The sequence below is a fragment of the Saprospiraceae bacterium genome (assembly GCA_016713025.1).
In the GTDB taxonomy this organism is placed as follows: Bacteria; Bacteroidota; Bacteroidia; order Chitinophagales; family Saprospiraceae; genus OLB9.
The window spans coordinates 1,912,516-1,932,007 of sequence record JADJPZ010000004.1; the positions used below are offsets into that span (position 1 = coordinate 1,912,516).

The window sequence follows — 19,492 nt, forward strand, 5'->3', positions numbered from 1 at the left end:
ATTTATTTAAATTAAGAGCACAAAATTATAGATAAATACACAGTTTAAGAACAAATTGTTTTAAAATAAGAGAAAATAAAATCTCAAACATGTATATTTATTACAGGATAGCAAAATGTATAACTAATCTTAAAATTTGAAATAAAAACTTCAAAAGATGTGGTGATCTTGATATAGTTACTTTTATTTGTGTGAAAATGTGAAGTCTTATGTTTACTGACTATCTAAAATTAGGAATGGATCACATTTTGGATCCAAACGGATATGACCATATTTTGTTTGTGACGGTCCTTTGTTCTCTTTACAGTCCTGAAGAATGGAAAAAACTTGTCATTCTGGTGACCGCTTTCACTTTAGGACATAGCCTGACGCTTGGTCTGGCAGCTTTTGATGTGGTGAGTTTTTCGCCTGAACTGGTAGAAATTCTGATACCGGTCACTATTATCCTTACAGGAGTATACAATATCCTGATAGTTCGAAGACAAAATGAAGCATTGAGAAGTTTTCATTTAAATTATCTTTTGGCTACGGGATTTGGCTTGATTCATGGATTGGGTTTTTCCAATTTTTTTAAAGCAATGATGGGACGAACAGAAGAGATCATCAAGCCATTGTTTGCTTTTAATCTGGGTGTGGAAGTGGGGCAACTTTTGGTAGTGGGTATTCTATTAGTTTTGGGTTACTTCATAATTAAAATTTTTAAACTTAAAAAATCATATTGGACAATTTTGATATCGATTACAGCAATTGTTGTTGCATTTAATTTACTTTTGGAAAAAATTTAAAAAAATATGCCTTATTCACATTTATTAGCACCACTTGATCTTGGATGGACCACCATAAAAAACAGGGTTTTGATGGGCTCTATGCACACCAATCTTGAAGAGATCCCCGGAGGATTTGAAAGAGCTGCGGTTTATTTTGCTGAAAGGGCCAAAGGAGAAGTGGGCTTGATTGTTACCGGTGGTATTTCGCCCAATGAAGAAGGCTGTGTCGCTGCCATGGCTGCAAAACTATCAACATCTGAAGAAGTGGAGCACCATAAGTTGATTACTGACGCTGTCCATGCTGAAGATGGTAAAATTTGTATGCAAATCCTTCATACAGGCAGATATGGTTATCATCCCAAGCTGGTAGCTCCCTCAGCTATTCAGGCGCCCATCAATTTTTTTAAACCACGTGAACTTAGCCATGATGATATTTTGTGTACTATAGATGACTATGTCAATTGCGCAGTTTTAGCTAAAGAAGCAGGATATGACGGTGTAGAAATCATGGGATCTGAAGGGTACCTGATCAATCAATTCATTGCTCGCCGTACCAACCATCGTACTGATGACTGGGGTGGAAGTTATGCCAATAGAATAAAATTCCCCATAGAAATAGTTAAAAGGACTAGAGAAGCAGTAGGAGATGATTTTATCATTATATACAGACTCTCGATGCTGGATTTAGTGGAAGATGGTAGCTCATGGGATGAGGTAGTGATATTGGCCAAAGAAATTGAAAATGCAGGTGCGACGCTCATCAATACCGGTATCGGCTGGCATGAGGCACGTGTACCGACTATTGCCACTATGGTGCCCCGCAAAGCATTTGCCTGGGTCACAAAAAAACTAAAGTCAGAAGTAAAAATACCTCTGATCGCGGTCAACAGAATCAATACACCGGAAGTAGGAGATGAAGTAATCAGTGACGGTTGTGCTGATATGGTATCTATGGCCAGGCCATTCCTGGCTGATCCTGAGTTGGTGCTCAAAGCTATGGAAAATCGAAGTGATGAAATAAATACCTGTATAGCTTGTAATCAGGCCTGTCTGGATCATACTTTTCAGATGAAAATTTCTTCCTGTCTGGTAAACCCAAGAGCTTGCCATGAAACAGAATTGAATTATCTCTCAACAGAAAATTCAAAAAATATTGCAGTAGTTGGGGCTGGACCTGCCGGACTTGCTTTCGCCCATGTGGCAGCATTGCGAGGTCACAAGGTGACACTTTATGAAGCATCCGATAAGTTAGGAGGACAATTCAACCTTGCAAAAGTAATCCCGGGTAAAGAAGAATACGGAGAAACCATCCGATATTTCCAGAGAATGATGGAAAAATATCAGGTAAATGTACAGCTAAATCATAGAGTAACTGCTGAACAATTGAAGTCGGCGCATTATGATGAAATTATTCTTGCCAATGGAATCATCCCGAGGAATCTGGAAATCCCCGGAGCTGATCATCCCAAAGTAGTGAGCTATATAGATGTATTGAATGGGAAAGCCGATGTAGGCAAAAAAGTAGCCATCGTTGGAGCCGGTGGTATCGGTTTTGATGTAGCAGAATATCTGAGTCACCAGCATCATGATGAAGATACCATCCTGGCATTCCTGAAAGAATGGGGTGTAGATCAAGAATATAAAATTGCAGGTGCTATCCGGCGGCCTGATCCATCTCCATCTGCAAGAGAAATATTCCTGCTCAAACGCTCTGCCGGCAAACACGGAGCAAGCCTAGGTAAGACCACGGGATGGATACATAAAGCAAGCCTTGCAGCAAAACAGGTAAAAATGCTTTCAGATGTCCAATATGAAAAAATAGATAATGCTGGTTTCCATATTGATATCAAAGGTGAAAAACATATCCTTGATGTAGATCATGTTGTCGTTTGTGCGGGCCAATTATCTTCAAGGTCACTATATGAAGAACTTACTCAAGCAGGAGTTCAGGCTCATCTCATAGGTGGTGCGCATGAAGCTGCAGAACTTGATGCCAAAAGTGCCATTCATCAGGCTTGTACCTTGGCAGCCAAATTGTAATTATTTTAAATGTATAATATGTAATTAATTATAAATGAAATATATAAGTAGCTTTTTTCTTGTCTTTTTTTTAATGAGCTGCAAGGATGACACCGCAGATATGATCATCAAAAATGCCAATATATACGCTGTTGATACCACATATACCAATGCCAACGCCATAGCCATCAAAAATGGACTTATCGTACATATAGGCTCTGAGGCTGAAATGGAATCATATGCAGGGGAACAAACTGAAATGATCGATGCAGGAGGAAATTTTGTGATGCCGGGATTTATCGAAGGTCACGGGCACTATTCCGGTTTGGGCTATAGCCTCATAAACCTCAATTTTCTTACTTCAAAAAGTTGGGAAGAAATCGTTTCGGCCGTGGGTAAAAAAGCTAAAGAAAGTAAACCCGGAGAATGGATCATAGGCAGAGGATGGCATCAGGAAAAATGGGATAGCATACCCAAACAAAATATGTACAATTATCCTTACCACTATACTCTGAGTGAAGTGTCTCCTGACAACCCTGTCCTGCTATACCATGCATCGGGCCATTCAGTATATGCCAATCAAAAAGCAATGGAACTTGCAGGAGTCAATAAAGAAACCCCAAATCCTGTCGGAGGCGAGATTGTCAGAAATGATCAGGGTGAAGCCATCGGAGTGTTTGAAGAAAGAGCGATGGGAATTTTGGGGAGTAAATTTGGTGAATATCAAGCTTCTTTGGATCAAGCAAAATTAGATTCCATCTGGTATCAGGCAGTATTTGCAGCTGAAGCAGAATGTCTCAAAAAAGGAGTCACTTCATTTCAGGATGCCGGGAGCCGTTTTGATGAGTTGGAAAAATATGAAAAACTGGCAAAGGATGGAAAAATGAAAGTTAGGTTGTGGGCTATGGCACGGCACCCAGCAAAAGTACTTGATGGAAAAGTGGCGAACTATAAAAGAGTAAATGTGGGCAATAATTTTTATACGTGCAATGCCATCAAATCAGAAGTGGATGGTGCTTTAGGGGCTTTTGGAGCATGGTTGCTGGAGTCATATTCAGACAAACCTGGATTTAAGGGTCAAAATACCACAGATATATATGATGTGAAAAAAATTGCTGACATGGCCATGGCTTCCGACATGCAGTTTTGTGTACACGCGATCGGTGACCGTGCAAATAGAGTGGTGCTGGATATTTATGAAGGAGTAATGGGTCAGAATCCTGACAAAAAGGACCTTAGATGGAGAATCGAACATGCACAGCATCTCAACCCAAGCGATATTCCCAGATTCAGAAAAAATGGGATCATTGCTTCCATGCAAGGCATTCATTGTACTTCTGATGCTCCTTTTGTAGTCAAACGGCTCGGAACAGAAAGAGCAAAAAATGGTGCTTATCCATGGAGATCACTCCTTGACAATGGTGTTGTGATTGCCAATGGTACTGATGCGCCTGTTGAAGATGTGGATCCTATCAAGAGTTTTTATGCGTCTGTCACCAGAAAGCGTGAGGATTCCGGACTGGTATTTTTTGCAGAACAAAGTATGAGCAGAAAAGAGGCTATTTATTCTTATACCTTGGGGAATGCATTTGCAGCTTTTGAGGAGAAATTCAAAGGATCTTTGAGAACTGGAAAAGTGGCTGATATCGTCATTTTAAGTCATGATCTTGCGAAATGTACTGATGATGACATACTGAAAACAAAAATCCTTTACACTATCACTGACGGGAAAGTCAGACATAAATTATAATATAAGGATTTACAATAATCCCCATAACATAAAAGAATGAATAAAAAACAATGGTATGATTATATACCGCATCCGGTAGTGATGCTTTTTGGTATGCTGGTGATGGCGACGCTTCTCAGCTATATCATACCTGCAGGTAGTTTTGATAGAGTGGAGATAGATGGCCGGATGAGTGTCGTACCCGGATCATACAAAGCGATCGCTCAGACCCCATTGTCATTGATGGACATGTTTATGGCTTTGCCTTTAGGTTTTAAAACTGCTGTAGATATTATCTTTATAGTCATGGCAAGCGGTATCATGTTTGGGTTTATGGAAAAATCAGGTGCTATCGAAAATGCAATAGGCACCCTTGTCAAAAAACTGGGGATAGAAAGAAAATATCTGATAGTATTTATCATGACTTTTGTATTTGGGGCTTTAGGTGTATTTGTAGGTTATGAAAATAATATTGCTATGGTTCCAATAGCTTGTCTATTGAGCCTTGCTTTGGGTGGAGATCTGATGTTGGCAGCAGGAATGTCAGTAGGTGCTATCACAGTTGGATTTGGATTATCACCTGTCAACCCTTACACAATAGGTACCGGCCAAAAAATAGCCCAACTCCCGCTTTTTTCAGGATGGGAATTGAGAACATCGTTATGTATAACCGCTATGAGTATCATGGCATTTTTCAATATACGATATTTTAAAAAGATTACCTCACGACCTGAGGAAAGTCTGGCACTCGGTATTGACAGCCATGGATTTACTTTGTCAAAACCATTGGACCAATACGGTATGAGCAAAAAAGATTTGTCGATTTTTCTGACTTTTGTGTTAGGTATCGTCATTATACTATATGGAGTCTTCGTGCACCACTGGTTTATCAATCAGATCTCTGCCATCTTTTGTATTATCACTCTGATCATAGGGATCATCGACAGAAATTCTGACGCAGATTTTGGAAATACTGTCCTAAGGTCTGTTGGCCATGTTGCCCCGGGGGCATTTATGGTAGGGCTTGCTACATCTATCAAAGTAGCACTGGAAATGGGCAATATCAGTGATACTATTTCTCATTATCTTGCACAATCACTGACACACTTACCACTGGCTTTTTCTGCTGTTGGTATGGCTGTGGCTCAAACTGCAATGAACTTTGTTATCCCATCAGGAAGTGGTCAGGCTTTAGCAACTTTGCCCGTCATGGTACCCGCTGGTGAAATTTTGGGTATGACAAGACAATCTACCGTACTGGCTTTTCAAATCGGTGATGGAGTTTCTAATCTGATCAATCCATCGCTTGGTGGTATAGTGGCTATGCTGAGCATGTGCAGGATACCTTTTGACCGATGGTTGAGATTTATTTTTCCATTATTTATCATTATATTTCTGATAGCCCTTATTTTTGTAGGAATCAGTGTTCCATTTAAATATGGTCCTTTTTAACTTATAAGTCATATGTTCGGACAAATTCAAAATATCTTATCTTCATTTTATTATTCTATAGCATCCTTAAGATCCGGAGCTATAAAATACGTTCTTATTACAGGCTTCATAGCATTATTGATATTTGGAGTAATGATATGGGGAGCCTGGATGCTTGCAGGGTATGGTGCGTCTATTGTTGCAGTTTTAACACCATGGCAATGGGCTAATGAATCCACACTCTTAAGCCTTATTATTGGGTTGGGGCTGATCATTGGCTTTATCCTCATTCTGAAATACATTTTGCTGATAGCCTTGTCTCCATTATTAAGTTATGTATCTGAAAAAGCAGAAAAATCACTCAATACTGAATACAATATAAGAGGATTTTCAGCGGTGTCTTCAGCAGCAAGAAGTGTGAGAATCAACATGAGAAATATGGTCAAAGAGATTTTTATAACTGTACTTTTACTTATTGCAGGATTCATTCCCGGATTAAATCTTATAGCTATTCCTCTCTTAGTGATTGTGCAGGCCTATTTTACAGGATTCGGTATCATGGATTTTTATCTTGAACGACATATGACATTTAAGGAGACACTGAGTGAAGTGTACAGGCACAAATTTGCAGCTGTTATATTGGGCGGTATTTTTATGATTTTATTTGCCATTCCTGTGTTAGGAGCGATCTTTGCCCCCTATCTGACTACTGTTGCCGGCACTCAGTATTTTATAAAAAATCAGAGAGCTGAATTATCTTTACCCTTATAAAAATTTGGACAGCAAATACGATTCATCGATCCAATGATTCAACACATAAACCTAACCATCAATGGAACAATACGCTCAAATCCTTAATTATGCCATTCCTTTTTTCCTTGTGCTGATTGCCATCGAATATGGAGCAAGTTGCTATATGCACATAGGTGTCAACAGGTTGTTTGATACTATCTCCAGTCTGAGCAGTGGACTGACAAATGTGATCAAAGACGTACTTGGATTAGTGATTGTCATAGTAAGCTACAAATGGTTTTATAATCATTTTGCTGTTTTCAATATCCAATCGACATGGTTGCTTTATGTACTGGCATTTATTGGCATTGATTTTGCCGGCTATTGGGTCCACAGATGGAGCCATGAGATCAATGTTTTCTGGAACAGACATATCATCCACCATAGCAGTGAAGAGTACAATCTTTCATGTGCACTCAGACAATCGGTTTCAGAAATCTTTGCATTGTTCACATTTACGTATCTTCCTATGGCCATCATAGGCATCCCTGTGGAGATCATTGCCGTAGTAGGACCCATCCAACTTTTTGCTCAGTTTTGGTACCATACCAGACTTATTGGGAAGATGGGCTGGTTGGAGCATATTATAGTAACCCCTTCTCACCATAGAGTCCATCATTCCATCAATCCTGAGTACATGGACAAAAATTACAGCCAGATTTTTATCATCTGGGATAAACTTTTTGGCACTTTTCAGCCCGAGTTGAAGAATGTACCTCCGGTATATGGAGTCACCAGAGCAGTCAAAACCTGGAATCCATGGATCATCAACTATCAGCATATCTGGCTACTATTTAAAGATGCTTGGAGAACAAATTCATGGTGGGATAAAATCAGGATTTGGGTCATGCCTACAGGATGGAGACCTGCTGATGTGGCAGCAAAGCATCCTGTACCTTACACAAAAGACATCTATCACAGACCAAAGTACGATGTAAAGGCATCCGGATTTCTCAAAATATGGTCTTCTTTACAATTGATTTTGACATTGTTGCTGATGATGTATTTATTCAACAATATTGGTGATATAAGACCATCCCATATACTCTATTATGGTATATTCTTATTCATTTCAGTATTTTCATATACCAGTTTGATGGATGGCAGTGGACTATCAGTCTTGGCAGAATCTGTAAAACTTTTTTTGGGCATTTATTTATATCTATCCAATGGAAATTCATGGTTTGGATTAGAAAAAACCATAAGTTTTGGGAATACATTAATGATAGCATACCTCATACTATCTATGGTGTTTACTATTTATTTTTATCTGGCAGATCGACCTGTGGAAGAAGACGTGATGGATGATGTGATGGTCATGGGATGATATTTTTACTATGCGTAAGGCAAAGTAAAATAAAATCGTAAAATAAAATCCATTTGCCCTCCAGCCATAAGCGTTCACAAGTTGAATGTGTTTTTAATTTTGACGGTGAAATAAACTTTTTTACTGAATCTTGATTCAATCTATTTGCTAAATATACATATTAATCAATTGCTCATAAAGTTCTTGTTTACCGCTTTTCGATGTGGGTTCACCATTGGCTTTTCCTAACGCTACCAGCTCTTCAAGGGACATTTTACCACTTGCAAATAGTGCTCCGTTACCAGAATCAAAACTGCTGTATCTTTCCTTTTTCATATTACTGTAAGGAGAGTCTTTGATGATATTGTCGGCAATGATCAATGCTCTGGCAAATGCGTCCATTCCACTTATGTGCGCAATAAAAAGATCCTCAAGATCTGTGGAATTTCTTCTGATTTTTGCATCAAAATTGATACCACCTGTTTTAAAACCTCCGCTATCTAAGAATACCAGCATCATTTGCGTCAATTCATAAATATCTATTGGGAACTGGTCTGTATCCCAGCCATTCTGATAATCACCTCTATTGGCGTCCATACTACCTAACATACCGGCATTGGCAGCTACGGTCATTTCGTGCTCCATAGTATGACCTGCCAATGTTGCATGATTCACTTCAAGATTTAATGCAAAATCATCCATGAGATCATACTCCCTTAAGAAACCGATTACAGTTGCTGCGTCAAAGTCATACTGATGTTTGGATGGCTCCATAGGCTTAGGTTCTATAAGAAATGTACCTGTAAAACCATTCTTACGACCATAATCTCTTGCCATCGTCAGAAATCTGGCAAGGTGATCCAATTCTTTTTTGACATCAGTATTGATCAATGAAATATATCCTTCACGACCACCCCAAAACACATAATTCTGACCACCCAATTTGATGGTTGCGTCAATGGCATTTTTGATTTGAACGCTTGCTCTGGCTACGACATTAAAATCAGGATTGGTCGATGCACCATTCATGTATCTTGGATGTGAAAACAGGTTGGCTGTACCCCAAAGCAGCTGGACACCGGTTTCTTTTTGCTTTTCCTGGGCATAATCAGTGATGATCTGCATTCTCTTTTCGTATTCTGCTACAGAATCTCCTTCATCTATCAGGTCGATATCATGAAAACAATAGTACGGCACGCCCAACTTAGAGATGAATTCAAATGCCCCATCCATTTTATCTTTTGCCTGTTGGATCGGATCTTTGGATGAAAACCATGGCATAGGCCGTGTCGGGCTGCCGAAAGGATCTCCACCACCACCACACAAACTATGCCAGTAAGACACAGCAAACCTGAAGTGATTTTTTAAACTTTTACCATTGATGATCTGATTTTCATCATACCATCTGAAAGCCAAGGGGTTTTTGGATTCACGGCCTTCGAATTTTATTTTTTGAATGTAGTTAAAGTAAGTGCTCACTATTTAAATTAATTTTAAGTTATTTTAGCAAATTTTGAAGTTGGTTTGACCAATGACCAAAAGCTTCAAGATAATGGTCATTGTCAGTATTGTATTCTGTAACTTTTATGGGTTTCATATCGGCTATGGCTTCATCAATGCCGGCGTACATACCTATTGCTACAGTACTGGCTTTGGCAGCACCTACAGCACCTGTAGTATCATACATTTCGATGTTGCATTGCAGCAGATTGGCAAGTGATGATGTAAATGTATCTGACAAAAATAAATTATCATTGCCGACTTTGATCGTAGCAGGGTGTATACCAATTGATTTTAGTATTTCCATACCATAAGCAAAAGAAAAGGCAATTCCTTCAAGAGCTGCTCTGAAAAGATGAGCTTGAGTGTGCATATTAAACTGCAGATTATCTATACGAGCGCCCATCATTCTATCATTGAGGATGCGCTCACTCCCATTGCCAAATGGTAAAATCACCAATCCATCAGATCCAACCGGAATGACTGATAATTGCTTCTCCATGGTTTCATAGGTTTGTCCAAGTGCTGCAACTTGTTTTCGCATCCAGGCATACAATATGCCACATCCATTGATGCATAATAATTGACCTATACGATTTATTTCAGCGCTGTGATTTATATGGGCAAAACCATTGACCCGGGATTGGATATCATAATTCAACTTATCTGTAACGGCATACACAACTCCTGATGTACCGCCTGTGGCCGCCACATCTCCGGGATGTAAAACTTTCAAAGACATGGCATTATTGGGTTGATCTCCTGCCCGATAAGTTACAGGTGTACCAGCTACCAATCCGCTCAATTCCGCAGCTTGAGTTGTAACACGACCATGGATAGAAAATGTATCAACCAGATCAGGCATCATTTCTGAAGGAATGCCATAATAATTAAGCAAAGCATCGGCAGTGCCGGATTTATTGAAATCCCAAAACATACCTTCCGAATATCCTGAAACTGTGCTATTGATTTTACCGGTAAATTTCATGGCTATAAAATCTCCAGGTAGCATCCATTTATGTACTTTGGAAAAAAGTTCGGGTTCGTTTTCCTTGACCCATTTGAGCTTAGAAGCAGTAAAGTTACCTGGAGAATTGAGCAAATGCCCAAGACAATAAGAAGCACCTAAATTTTGTAATGCTCGATCACCAATTTGGGATGCGCGACTATCACACCATATTATAGAAGGTCTGAGTACTCTATGATTTTTATCGACAAGTACTAAACCATGCATCTGATATCCTATGCCTATGGATAAGATTTGTTTGGCATCAATATGGTTATCTGCCAACAATGTTTTGGTCAAAATACATACAGACTCCCACCACATTTCAGGATCCTGTTCAGCCCATCCAGGCTGTTTTGCTTCAATTAACATTTCAGAATCAGGATATTTGCCTATGGCAATAACATTTCCTGAATCTATTTTTACGATAGATGCTTTTACAGATGAACTTCCTATATCATAACCAATGGAGTACATGTTACTAACATTAATATTGCCCAAATAATTTAAGTCACAAGATATACATTCAATTTCTTACTGGCTATTATGCCATTGTAAAATATTTATTTGAACTAAATATATGGATGTTAGAAGCAAAAAAGCAAAAAATCTGGACATCATAACATAGAAAAATGAATCGTAAGAAAAACTAAGCGGCCATCGGAATAATTCCGATGACCGCTTAGATGATTACAGCCACATTTTTTTAAGTCAGTAAAACCACCATAAATTACGTTGTAAACTCGTGTTCAAAATACTTATCACCTACCTTTACCGATACAAAATATCTGCCAGAAGGCAATGCACTGACAAATATGGCCGTCCCGTCATTTTGCAGATATTTCATAAAAGTGACCAACAAAACATTTACGGAGTTTGTCAACGAATTCAGAATAGTACACGCCTGCAAACTCCTGAGTGAAGAAAAGCATACCATTTCAGAAGTTTGTTTTGAAAGCGGTTTTAATAATTTTTCTCATTTCAACAGAGTTTTTAAATTAAAAACTGGTAAAAGCGCCAACGAATACAGAAAAGCGGTGGAAAAAGTAGTATATGATGAATATTATATTGGATAGGACTTCAAATCCATAAAATTGAACTAGAATCAATGAGCGGCTAAGACCCATCTGATTTCACCTTTGATGTGATTTAGAAAGATGTCTTTACTAAATGTCTCCGGATGAAGCCTTCAGGCTGTGTAAAAAAACCTTACCTAAATCATATGTTGAGACCACGAAATCGGATGAAAATCAGGCATTTTTCCACCTTAATAAGATTTTTCTTTATGCTATTTCTGAACCAATTAATTCTATTCATTATCAGTATATGGGTCTTTTTGGATTTTAAAAGACTGTGTCAACTGATCATTATTATGTTCAATTTTTACAAGATAATTTCCCGTTTTTGCACGATAAGTAAGCAAAAAATCAGGTAACATACCTCCAAAAACAGTCTCATTCAGGTTAGTCAGAATCCTTCTTTTATCAGCCATTGTTTTTGCCTGCAAGAATTGATTTCTTCCGTTTTCTACCCTTGATTTAGGTGAAACTGAAGAAGCTTTTGTAAAAAACGATTCGATCTCATACAATTCTTTTTCAGTATAATCTGTATTATCAAATATACGATTCCAATACCATCTGTTGATACCTGGTTTAGTTTTTATAATTTTTATTGATTTATTTTCACCATTTAATGAAGAAATGGTGACCTTGACTTCGCCAACATTATTATCATTAACCACAAAAGTGATTGGAACATCCACCTCAAAATCAGCTCTTGGAACATTGGAAGTATTACGTATGTTTTTAGGATTTTCACCAGCAAAAAGGAAATGGCCCCTTTGACCGCCCCTGCTTATATTTAGCCAGTCTATGGTAGGCTTTTGTGGAGGGAAGACAATTTTTTCAATATTTTGTTTGCGAGCAGATGCCTGAAGTGCTGAGATATCATCCATGATATATATACCTCTCCCATGTGTACCCACAATGAGATCCTGATCTCTTTCATGTATTTTTATATCGTAAACTGACACTGTTGGCAAACCTTTGCCAGTCATTTTGTTCCAATTTTGGCCTTTGTCCATAGTATAGTAAACACCGGTCTCTGTGCCGAGAAATAAAAGATTGGGAGTTGTGCCATCTTCTCTAATCACTCTTACCACTTCATCATTTTTCAAGCCATGTATTTTAAGTTCCCAGGTTTGACCTGCGTTTTCAGTTATAAGTACATATGGCTTATTGATATCCGACCGATGTGCATCTATGGTCAGATATGCTTTGTTTTTATCAAATGCGGATGCCTCAACGCTGCTACACCAAAAGGTATTTTTCTTTCCTTCTATAGATGGTGTCACATTTTTCCAATTTACACCACCATCATACGTCACATGCACAAGCCCGTCGTCGGTACATACCCAAATGATGTTTTCATCAATTTTAGAAATGCTCAGCCTGTATATGGTACAGTGATATTCAGCTCCTGAATTATCTAACGTCAACCCACCACTTTTGCCTGTTTGAGATTTAACAGGATTCTTGGTACTGAGATCAGGACTGATAATTTGCCATGTGCTTCCTTTGTCTGTAGATTTAAACAAATAATTTCCTCCTGCAAAAATATGGTGTGGGTTGTGTGAAGACATAGCCAAAGGGGCTGACCAGTTAAACCTTAAATTCAATTTATCATTAGTACCTAAAACGGTTGCGATATTAGTGACATTAAAAGCAGTGGGTGCTATACTGTACAGTTCTCTTGTGGAAGGATTGTACTTAAGGTAAGTCCCATTTTCATAAGAAGTGTAAGCATCGTTTTTGTCAAATGGGTTTACTAATGCATCCATGCCGTCGCCCCATTGCATTTTCCAGTTGTGATCATTTAATATACCTCTGGCATCCCTGGCAAAACTCGCTGTGGCATAAGACCCATTATCCTGTAATCCGCCATAAATCCGGTAAGGAATATCCATATCATATTGTATTCTGTAGAATTGCGCTATACTCAGGTTGTCCAACATCTGGAATTTTTGTCCCTTGTCATATGTAACTGCTAAACCCTTATCAGAACCAATATAATAATGTGCCGGATTATTGGGATTGATCCATTGCGCATGATAATCACCATGAATTTCGTAATCAGCACTTCCGTTTGCAAAGGTTTTACCTGCATCCTTTGACACCATAAAAGAAGTGGTATGTATGTAAACAATTGAGTCATTTTTAGGATCCAACCTGATCTGGCTGTAATAAAAAGGCCTGTTATTATACGTATTGACGTATTTCCATGATTTTCCGGAATCAATACTCCTATAGATACCACTTCCTAAAGTATCTAAGTTTTTTGAGCCTTTTGCTTCAACAATCGCCATTAAAACATTGGGCTTTGATGCAGAAACAGCTAATCCAATCCTACCTGTTGGCGAAGGCAGACCGAAAGTAAGTTTTGTCCAGGACATACCACCATCGTCACTCTTGAATATTCCACCTTGTTCGCCACCACTATAAAAATTCCATGGTTGTCTGAGTCTGTGATAAAATGCAGCGTACAAAACATTGGGATTTTTTGGGTCACGTATCAGGTCAGTACATCCTGTTTTCCCATCATTGGGCAAACCTTTGGTGATTTTTTGCCATGTGGAGCCATCATCTTTTGTAATAAACAATCCTCTGTCACCTGAGTATCCCCATAAGTGCCCGATTGCACATACACAGACTTCACGACTGTTTTTGGGGTGGACTAAAACTCTGGCAATCTGATGTGTATTTTCCAATCCTTTATTTACAAAAGCACGACCACCGTCAGTACTCTTATAAACACCATTTCCCCATGAAACGCTGTTTCTGTTATTAGCCTCGCCGGTTCCTACCCAGATAGCATTGTGATTTTGTGGATCAAGGGCAATATCACCGATAGAAGCAGTCTCATATTTGTCAAATACGGGAATCCAGGTAGTACCTGCATTTTCAGATTTAAATACACCACCGGAACCAGTGGCTACGTATACAATTTCGGGTCTTAATACAGATGCTTCAATATCGACAATCCTTCCGCCTTGATTGGCAGGACCAATATTTCTAAAATACAAATCACCTAAAATATCATACTGGCAAAAAATTTCATTTGAAATGATGAATGTGATTAATAACAATATGGTCCTGCCTATCATACAAAATGCGGATTTATTTATTTACTTCAGTTTCTGCAAATATACCGGGATCACGAGGTGCATTCGGATTGGCACTAAGTTCCGACTGAGCAACAATGAATCGTTGAGGATACTTCGTCGCTGTGGTGATATTGAAAGGAGGTAAAACTGCGATATCTCTTTCTTTGGCACTCAATCGTCTTAAGTCTTCAAATGGTACGTGAGTTAAAAATGTGGCAACATATCTTTCCTCAATGATTTCTCTGAGTAATGCTGTTTTTACAGGCTTACTATCCTTATTTTCTATTCCGCCTGCTTCAAAATCCTGCATGGTAAAAGCGGTATATCTCAAGGAGTCTGTAGCGACAAGTTTTTCAAATCCTGTTCCAGCCTGAAGGTGTGCTCTTAATGTGTTAAGGTTTTTTAATGCCTCTGCATCCGTGCCTACTCTTGCTTCAGCTTCTGCGATATACAGCAGATTTTCTTCATAACCGACAAGTATTTGAGGTCTGTTTCGCGCAGCGATACCCAAATTGCTGTTGGCAGTATTTCCGTTAAACGCGACATATCTGAGTCTGGATGCTTCGTTGGTTTTGGTATGATTGCGACTGGCGGTACCAGGTTTAAGCATATTGTCCAGATGTGATCCTGTAAAACCCCAATACCCTGCCCGTTGGTCTATCACTTTAAAATAGGTATTGGTACTTCCAATACCCAGATTGGGTGGTGTAAAAACCATGGCATCAGCTTTGGCCAAAATCCCTTTTTTGGCGCTGGCCAGAGCCTTATCATATTCACGTGTCAACATAAAAAATCTTGCTTTGATCGTATTGGCCGCCCGAATCCATCTGGTTTTATTTCCTGCATAAAACAAGTCTTCAGCTATAGTCGCTGTTGGCGCAGCTTCCAGATCTGCAATAGCCTGGTCCAGCAAGGTCTGTACATTGTTTAACACTTGTCTCTGGGACTCAAACTTTGGATTGGCCACATCTGTAGCTGCCTCAGTAAACGGAACATCACCAAATAAGCTTGCTAAGGTACCAAAAGCATGGGCTTCCATCACCTTGGTGATACCTGAATACAACTTAGCCACAGGACTTGACGCCGTTTGATCTCTTAGGACTTTAGATTGTTTGATGACACCCTGATAAGCGTTTTGCCAAATACCGTTTGTTTCTTCTGCCGAAATATTATAACTTCCTATACTTAAGTACAGTAGTATAAGGCCTCTTGACTGCCCACTCCACATGCTGCCTATTCTCGCCTGATGGCCGACCTGAATACTTATATTGGCAAGTTGAATGCCTTTAAGTAATAGTACACCGGCATCAAAACTATCTGCTGTTATAGCATTAGGGTTGTCATTAATACCATCCACCAGTCCTTCACAGCTGACCAGAGACAGGATGAATGTAAATATAAATATATTTCTAAATCTTTTCATTATTCTAAATTTTATAAGATTAAAAGTTAAGTTTAACGGATGCCACCCATGATTTTGTACTTGGATTGGTGAAGTACTCTATACCGAATCCATTGTCCACTCCGGATTGATTCACTTCAGGATCAATGCCCAGAATGTCAGTCCAAATGGCAAGATTTCTGCCGGATATGGACACATCTATGGAGGATAGTTTAGCAATCTTGCTCAGCGCTTTTCCTGAAAAACTGTATTCCAGAGAGACCTCTCTCAGCCTTGTCCAGCTTCCGTCAGCTACCGCGAATTCATTGATGGCAGAACCACACAAGCCACCACCTAAAGTAGTATACCAGGATTCATCCAATAAAACATCTCCTGCTCCAAAGTTCTCAATATTTCCACGGACAGTAGTACCTGCGGTAAACATTTTTCCGGTACTATTGATCACGTCTTTGGTCAATGTGACTTCACGTCCTACATTTTCATATGTGCCGAAAGCATGTAATACAAATTTTGTTCTTTCTGCAAAATCTGCACCCTGATACGTTTCAAACAAAACATTAAAGTTGAGTTTACCATATCGACCTCTGATACCTGCTCCCCCTCTCCAGTCCGGATTTGGATCACCGACTATTCCTTGTTCAGGTGCCAGAGTTGGGAATCCTCTTTCATTCAGGGCTAAGCTGCCGTCTGCTTTTCTGGCAGCTTTGGATGCAAATAATATACCCAATGGCTGACCAACGATCGCATTAGAAGTAATAGATTGATCAGTCAATGCTAATCTTTCTACCCCTGCCAAATCTAGTATTTTGTTTCTATTGTTGTTGAAGTTACCATAAATTTCCAGGCCAAACTTTTGTTCGTCAAGTACTTTTATACCAAGGTCTATTTCAAATCCTTTATTTTCCATCTTCGCTGCATTTCCATATTTGGACAAGAAGCCTGAACTAGGAGCTAAATTAATGGCTAGTAAGATGTCATTGATGGTATTTTTATAGTACGTCAACCCAAGTGTCACTTTATCTTTCAAAAATCTAAGGTCTGTACCGATTTCAAACTCTGTTTTGATTTCCGGTTTTAGATTTGGGTTACCTTGGTCATCATTCAATCTGAATCCCCCTCCAAACTCGTTGATATCTAATGCATCATCATAAGTGCTATAAGCAAATTGTTCATATGTGGTACCAAAACGATAAGCTGCCGGTTGCACACCCACCTGTCCATAAGATAATCTTACTTTACCAAAGGACAAGATATCATTGGCCGGTATTATGGATTTGGTAAATTGCCAGGCGATGTCTGCTGAAGGATAGAAATATGTACCTGCCACGGATGAAGCTGCTTCCTGGGTACCTGACAAATTGACAAAAATCTGATCATCATAGTCCAATGTCAATATTCCATATAATCTATTAGACCTGATGTGATTTTTACTATTAGAAACCTCATATGGGGCAGCTGTGTTATTGAAGTTTTGAAGGTCAGCGGGTGCTAAAAAGACCTGGGCACCGGTAAAATTTGTTTTACGCAATCTATCGTTAATGTTAAAACCAAGCGTACCATTCACACCAATCATATCGTTCATAATTTTTCCAAACTCAGTTCTTGCGATCAAATCTACATTGGTCTCTGAATTTCTTATCAGATCAGTCTCAAGTCTTCCTGCATTAAATGCTGCTGACCCTACCGGTGAAAAGTATGTTCTTTCATCCGTGTATCCATCCAGACCTCCTCTTAAGTCCAGTTGCAACCATTTGACGGGAGAATAATTCAGGTTGGTTGAAAATGCAAATCTATTGACTGTGGTAGGAGCTTTTTGTTCGTTTGTAGTCCAGAGTGGGTTATTCCACGTTGGGTTGATATTATCACCTAAATATCTTCTGTAACTTCTTTGTCGGTCAGAAGTTGCAACTCCTGTTGCACTGATGTGAGTTCCTCTGTAAATAGAATTGTCAAAATCAGCAGGAGTTCTTAACAGGCCCAAATAAAGACCCGCAGTATTGGAGTTTTGCTGTATCCTGTTGGCACTAGAGTAGATGTAATTTGCTTTAGTAGAAAGGACAAACTTGTCAGACATAAACGTCTGGTTATTAAATCGGACTGTTGCTCTTGTATATTCACTGTTTTTGACTATACCTTCCTGAGCTAAGTAGCCCACTGAAAAATAATTGTTTGTTTTGGCTCCCCCACCGGAAAAGGTGATGTTGTTGTCCGTAACAAATCCGTTTTGGAATACTGAATTAAAGTTTTCATCCACAAATGTTTCTTTAGAATTCTTTTTTGTTATAGGGTATACAATTCTGCCGTCATCTCCTACAAATCTTTGACCTGTTGTATTAACTTCATCAGCTGCGCCGGATCTGGTGTCAATCTTATCGCCCCATGAGTTGGCACCTGCAGCACTAAACACACCAGCCGCACCTTGTCCAAATGTAGATTGAAGCGGATGTCTTCTATTGATCTCGTCTATTGAATAGGATGAAGAAACGCTGATTTTCATCTTCTGATTAAGCTTTCCTGATTTAGTAGTGATCATCAATACCCCGTTTGCTGCCCTTGAACCCCACAATGCAGCGGCGGATGCGCCTTTCAGAATCTGTATAGACTCCACATCTTCGGGATTGATATCATTGATACGGGATGACTGTGATACTCCACCTGACCTGGAAGATCCCGAACCATAAAGATTATCATTGGACATAGGAACTCCATCCACGATTACCAGGGGCTGAGAACTTCCACCTATGGTGTTTGCGCCTCTAATCTGAATGTTTGTACCTGCTCCGGGGTCACCGTTGGCTCTTGTGATTTTTACACCGGAAGCTTTTCCTGCAAGACTATTGAGCAGTGAAGGCTCTCCTGATGACTTGATTGCCGACTTGTTGACGCTGGATGCAGTCGAACCTGATCTGTCTTTTTTAGTAGTAAAGCCCAGGGCAGTAACAACGACTTCTTCCAGGAGCTTACCTTCATCCATGATGACATCTATGACATCTGATGCTCCGATCTCCACTTCTTTTGTTTCAAATCCTGTATAGCTGAAGACCAGCACTTTACCATCCTGAGGAACGGTGATTTCATATTTTCCATCAAAATCGGTAATAGAACCTGATGCCGGAGCGTTTTTAACCGCTATATTGGCACCAATTTGGGGCTCTCCTGCGGCATTGGTGACCAAACCTGTGATTTTTCGTTGCCCGAAGACAGTCAAGGTCACCATCAAAAATAAAAATGTAAATACTAATTGTTTCATGTGTGATACTTTGGTTAATAAATGAATGAGAAAACAAAAGTATCAAAACAAATGGAAGAACCAAATTTTTTTAATATAAAATAAATTTGAATATGTTGTAGATATAGCAAGATTCTTGCTCCCGATTT

General features: G+C 39.2%; 12 protein-coding genes. 7 read left to right on the forward strand and 5 right to left on the reverse strand.

Features of this window, described 5'->3' with window-relative positions; translation table 11 throughout:
- Positions 1-209 precede the first annotated feature (209 nt).
- The 6 genes from IPK35_14480 (at position 210) to IPK35_14505 (ending at position 8,065) form a co-directional block, all read left to right on the forward strand.
- Positions 210-785, forward strand: a complete 576-nt coding sequence (locus tag IPK35_14480; GenBank protein MBK8054429.1) for a HupE/UreJ family protein — start codon at positions 210-212, stop codon at positions 783-785.
- Positions 786-791: 6 nt separating this feature from the next.
- Entirely contained in the window at positions 792-2,807 is a 2,016-nt protein-coding gene (locus IPK35_14485) for an NADPH-dependent 2,4-dienoyl-CoA reductase (protein MBK8054430.1), read from the forward strand.
- Positions 2,808-2,841: 34 nt separating this feature from the next.
- Positions 2,842-4,536, forward strand: coding sequence for an amidohydrolase (locus IPK35_14490; protein ID MBK8054431.1), 1,695 nt, complete (start codon positions 2,842-2,844; stop codon positions 4,534-4,536).
- Between the two features lie 36 nt (positions 4,537-4,572).
- The gene (locus tag IPK35_14495) at positions 4,573-5,967 is read left to right on the forward strand and encodes a YfcC family protein (protein ID MBK8054432.1); all 1,395 of its coding nucleotides are present in this window, start codon (positions 4,573-4,575) and stop codon (positions 5,965-5,967) included.
- 12 nt (positions 5,968-5,979) lie between these two features.
- Positions 5,980-6,717 (forward strand): EI24 domain-containing protein, encoded by a 738-nt coding sequence (locus tag IPK35_14500; protein MBK8054433.1) that lies wholly within the window; start codon positions 5,980-5,982, stop codon positions 6,715-6,717.
- Between the two features lie 61 nt (positions 6,718-6,778).
- Positions 6,779-8,065 (forward strand): sterol desaturase family protein, encoded by a 1,287-nt coding sequence (locus IPK35_14505; GenBank protein ID MBK8054434.1) that lies wholly within the window; start codon positions 6,779-6,781, stop codon positions 8,063-8,065.
- A 147-nt stretch (positions 8,066-8,212) separates the two neighbouring features.
- Here IPK35_14505 and xylA read toward each other — a convergent pair whose 3' ends face one another.
- Together xylA and IPK35_14515 are read right to left on the reverse strand one after the other, a co-directional pair.
- Positions 8,213-9,526, reverse strand: coding sequence for a xylose isomerase (gene xylA, locus IPK35_14510; GenBank protein MBK8054435.1), 1,314 nt, complete (start codon positions 9,524-9,526; stop codon positions 8,213-8,215).
- A gap of 16 nt (positions 9,527-9,542) precedes the next feature.
- On the reverse strand, positions 9,543-11,027 hold the full coding sequence (locus tag IPK35_14515) for a carbohydrate kinase (protein ID MBK8054436.1): 1,485 nt from the start codon (positions 11,025-11,027) through the stop codon (positions 9,543-9,545).
- Between the two features lie 338 nt (positions 11,028-11,365).
- On the opposite strand from IPK35_14515, the gene IPK35_14520 reads away from it, so the two are divergent.
- A complete protein-coding gene (locus tag IPK35_14520) occupies positions 11,366-11,626 on the forward strand; it encodes an AraC family transcriptional regulator (protein ID MBK8054437.1) in 261 nt (86 codons plus the stop codon).
- 233 nt (positions 11,627-11,859) lie between these two features.
- On the opposite strand, the gene IPK35_14525 is transcribed toward IPK35_14520, so the two are convergent.
- The 3 genes from IPK35_14525 to IPK35_14535 are packed head-to-tail and all read right to left on the reverse strand — an operon-like array spanning position 11,860 to position 19,364.
- The gene (locus IPK35_14525) at positions 11,860-14,712 is read right to left on the reverse strand and encodes a hypothetical protein (protein ID MBK8054438.1); all 2,853 of its coding nucleotides are present in this window, start codon (positions 14,710-14,712) and stop codon (positions 11,860-11,862) included.
- Between the two features lie 13 nt (positions 14,713-14,725).
- Positions 14,726-16,135, reverse strand: a complete 1,410-nt coding sequence (locus tag IPK35_14530; GenBank protein ID MBK8054439.1) for a SusD/RagB family nutrient-binding outer membrane lipoprotein — start codon at positions 16,133-16,135, stop codon at positions 14,726-14,728.
- Between the two features lie 19 nt (positions 16,136-16,154).
- Entirely contained in the window at positions 16,155-19,364 is a 3,210-nt protein-coding gene (locus tag IPK35_14535) for a SusC/RagA family TonB-linked outer membrane protein (GenBank protein ID MBK8054440.1), read from the reverse strand.
- Positions 19,365-19,492 lie beyond the last annotated feature (128 nt).

What these genes read in the sequence shown, in the direction of transcription:
- IPK35_14480 (MBK8054429.1), top strand. Translation starts at nt 210, where the DNA reads ATGTTTACTGACTATCTAAAATTAGGAATGGATCACATTTTGGATCCA.
- IPK35_14485 (MBK8054430.1), top strand. Translation starts at nt 792, where the DNA reads ATGCCTTATTCACATTTATTAGCACCACTTGATCTTGGATGGACCACC.
- IPK35_14490 (MBK8054431.1), top strand. Translation starts at nt 2,842, where the DNA reads ATGAAATATATAAGTAGCTTTTTTCTTGTCTTTTTTTTAATGAGCTGC.
- IPK35_14495 (MBK8054432.1), top strand. Translation starts at nt 4,573, where the DNA reads ATGAATAAAAAACAATGGTATGATTATATACCGCATCCGGTAGTGATG.
- IPK35_14500 (MBK8054433.1), top strand. Translation starts at nt 5,980, where the DNA reads ATGTTCGGACAAATTCAAAATATCTTATCTTCATTTTATTATTCTATA.
- IPK35_14505 (MBK8054434.1), top strand. Translation starts at nt 6,779, where the DNA reads ATGGAACAATACGCTCAAATCCTTAATTATGCCATTCCTTTTTTCCTT.
- IPK35_14515 (MBK8054436.1), bottom strand. Translation starts at nt 11,027, where the DNA reads ATGTACTCCATTGGTTATGATATAGGAAGTTCATCTGTAAAAGCATCT.
- IPK35_14520 (MBK8054437.1), top strand. Translation starts at nt 11,366, where the DNA reads ATGGCCGTCCCGTCATTTTGCAGATATTTCATAAAAGTGACCAACAAA.
- IPK35_14525 (MBK8054438.1), bottom strand. Translation starts at nt 14,712, where the DNA reads ATGATAGGCAGGACCATATTGTTATTAATCACATTCATCATTTCAAAT.
- IPK35_14530 (MBK8054439.1), bottom strand. Translation starts at nt 16,135, where the DNA reads ATGAAAAGATTTAGAAATATATTTATATTTACATTCATCCTGTCTCTG.
- IPK35_14535 (MBK8054440.1), bottom strand. Translation starts at nt 19,364, where the DNA reads ATGAAACAATTAGTATTTACATTTTTATTTTTGATGGTGACCTTGACT.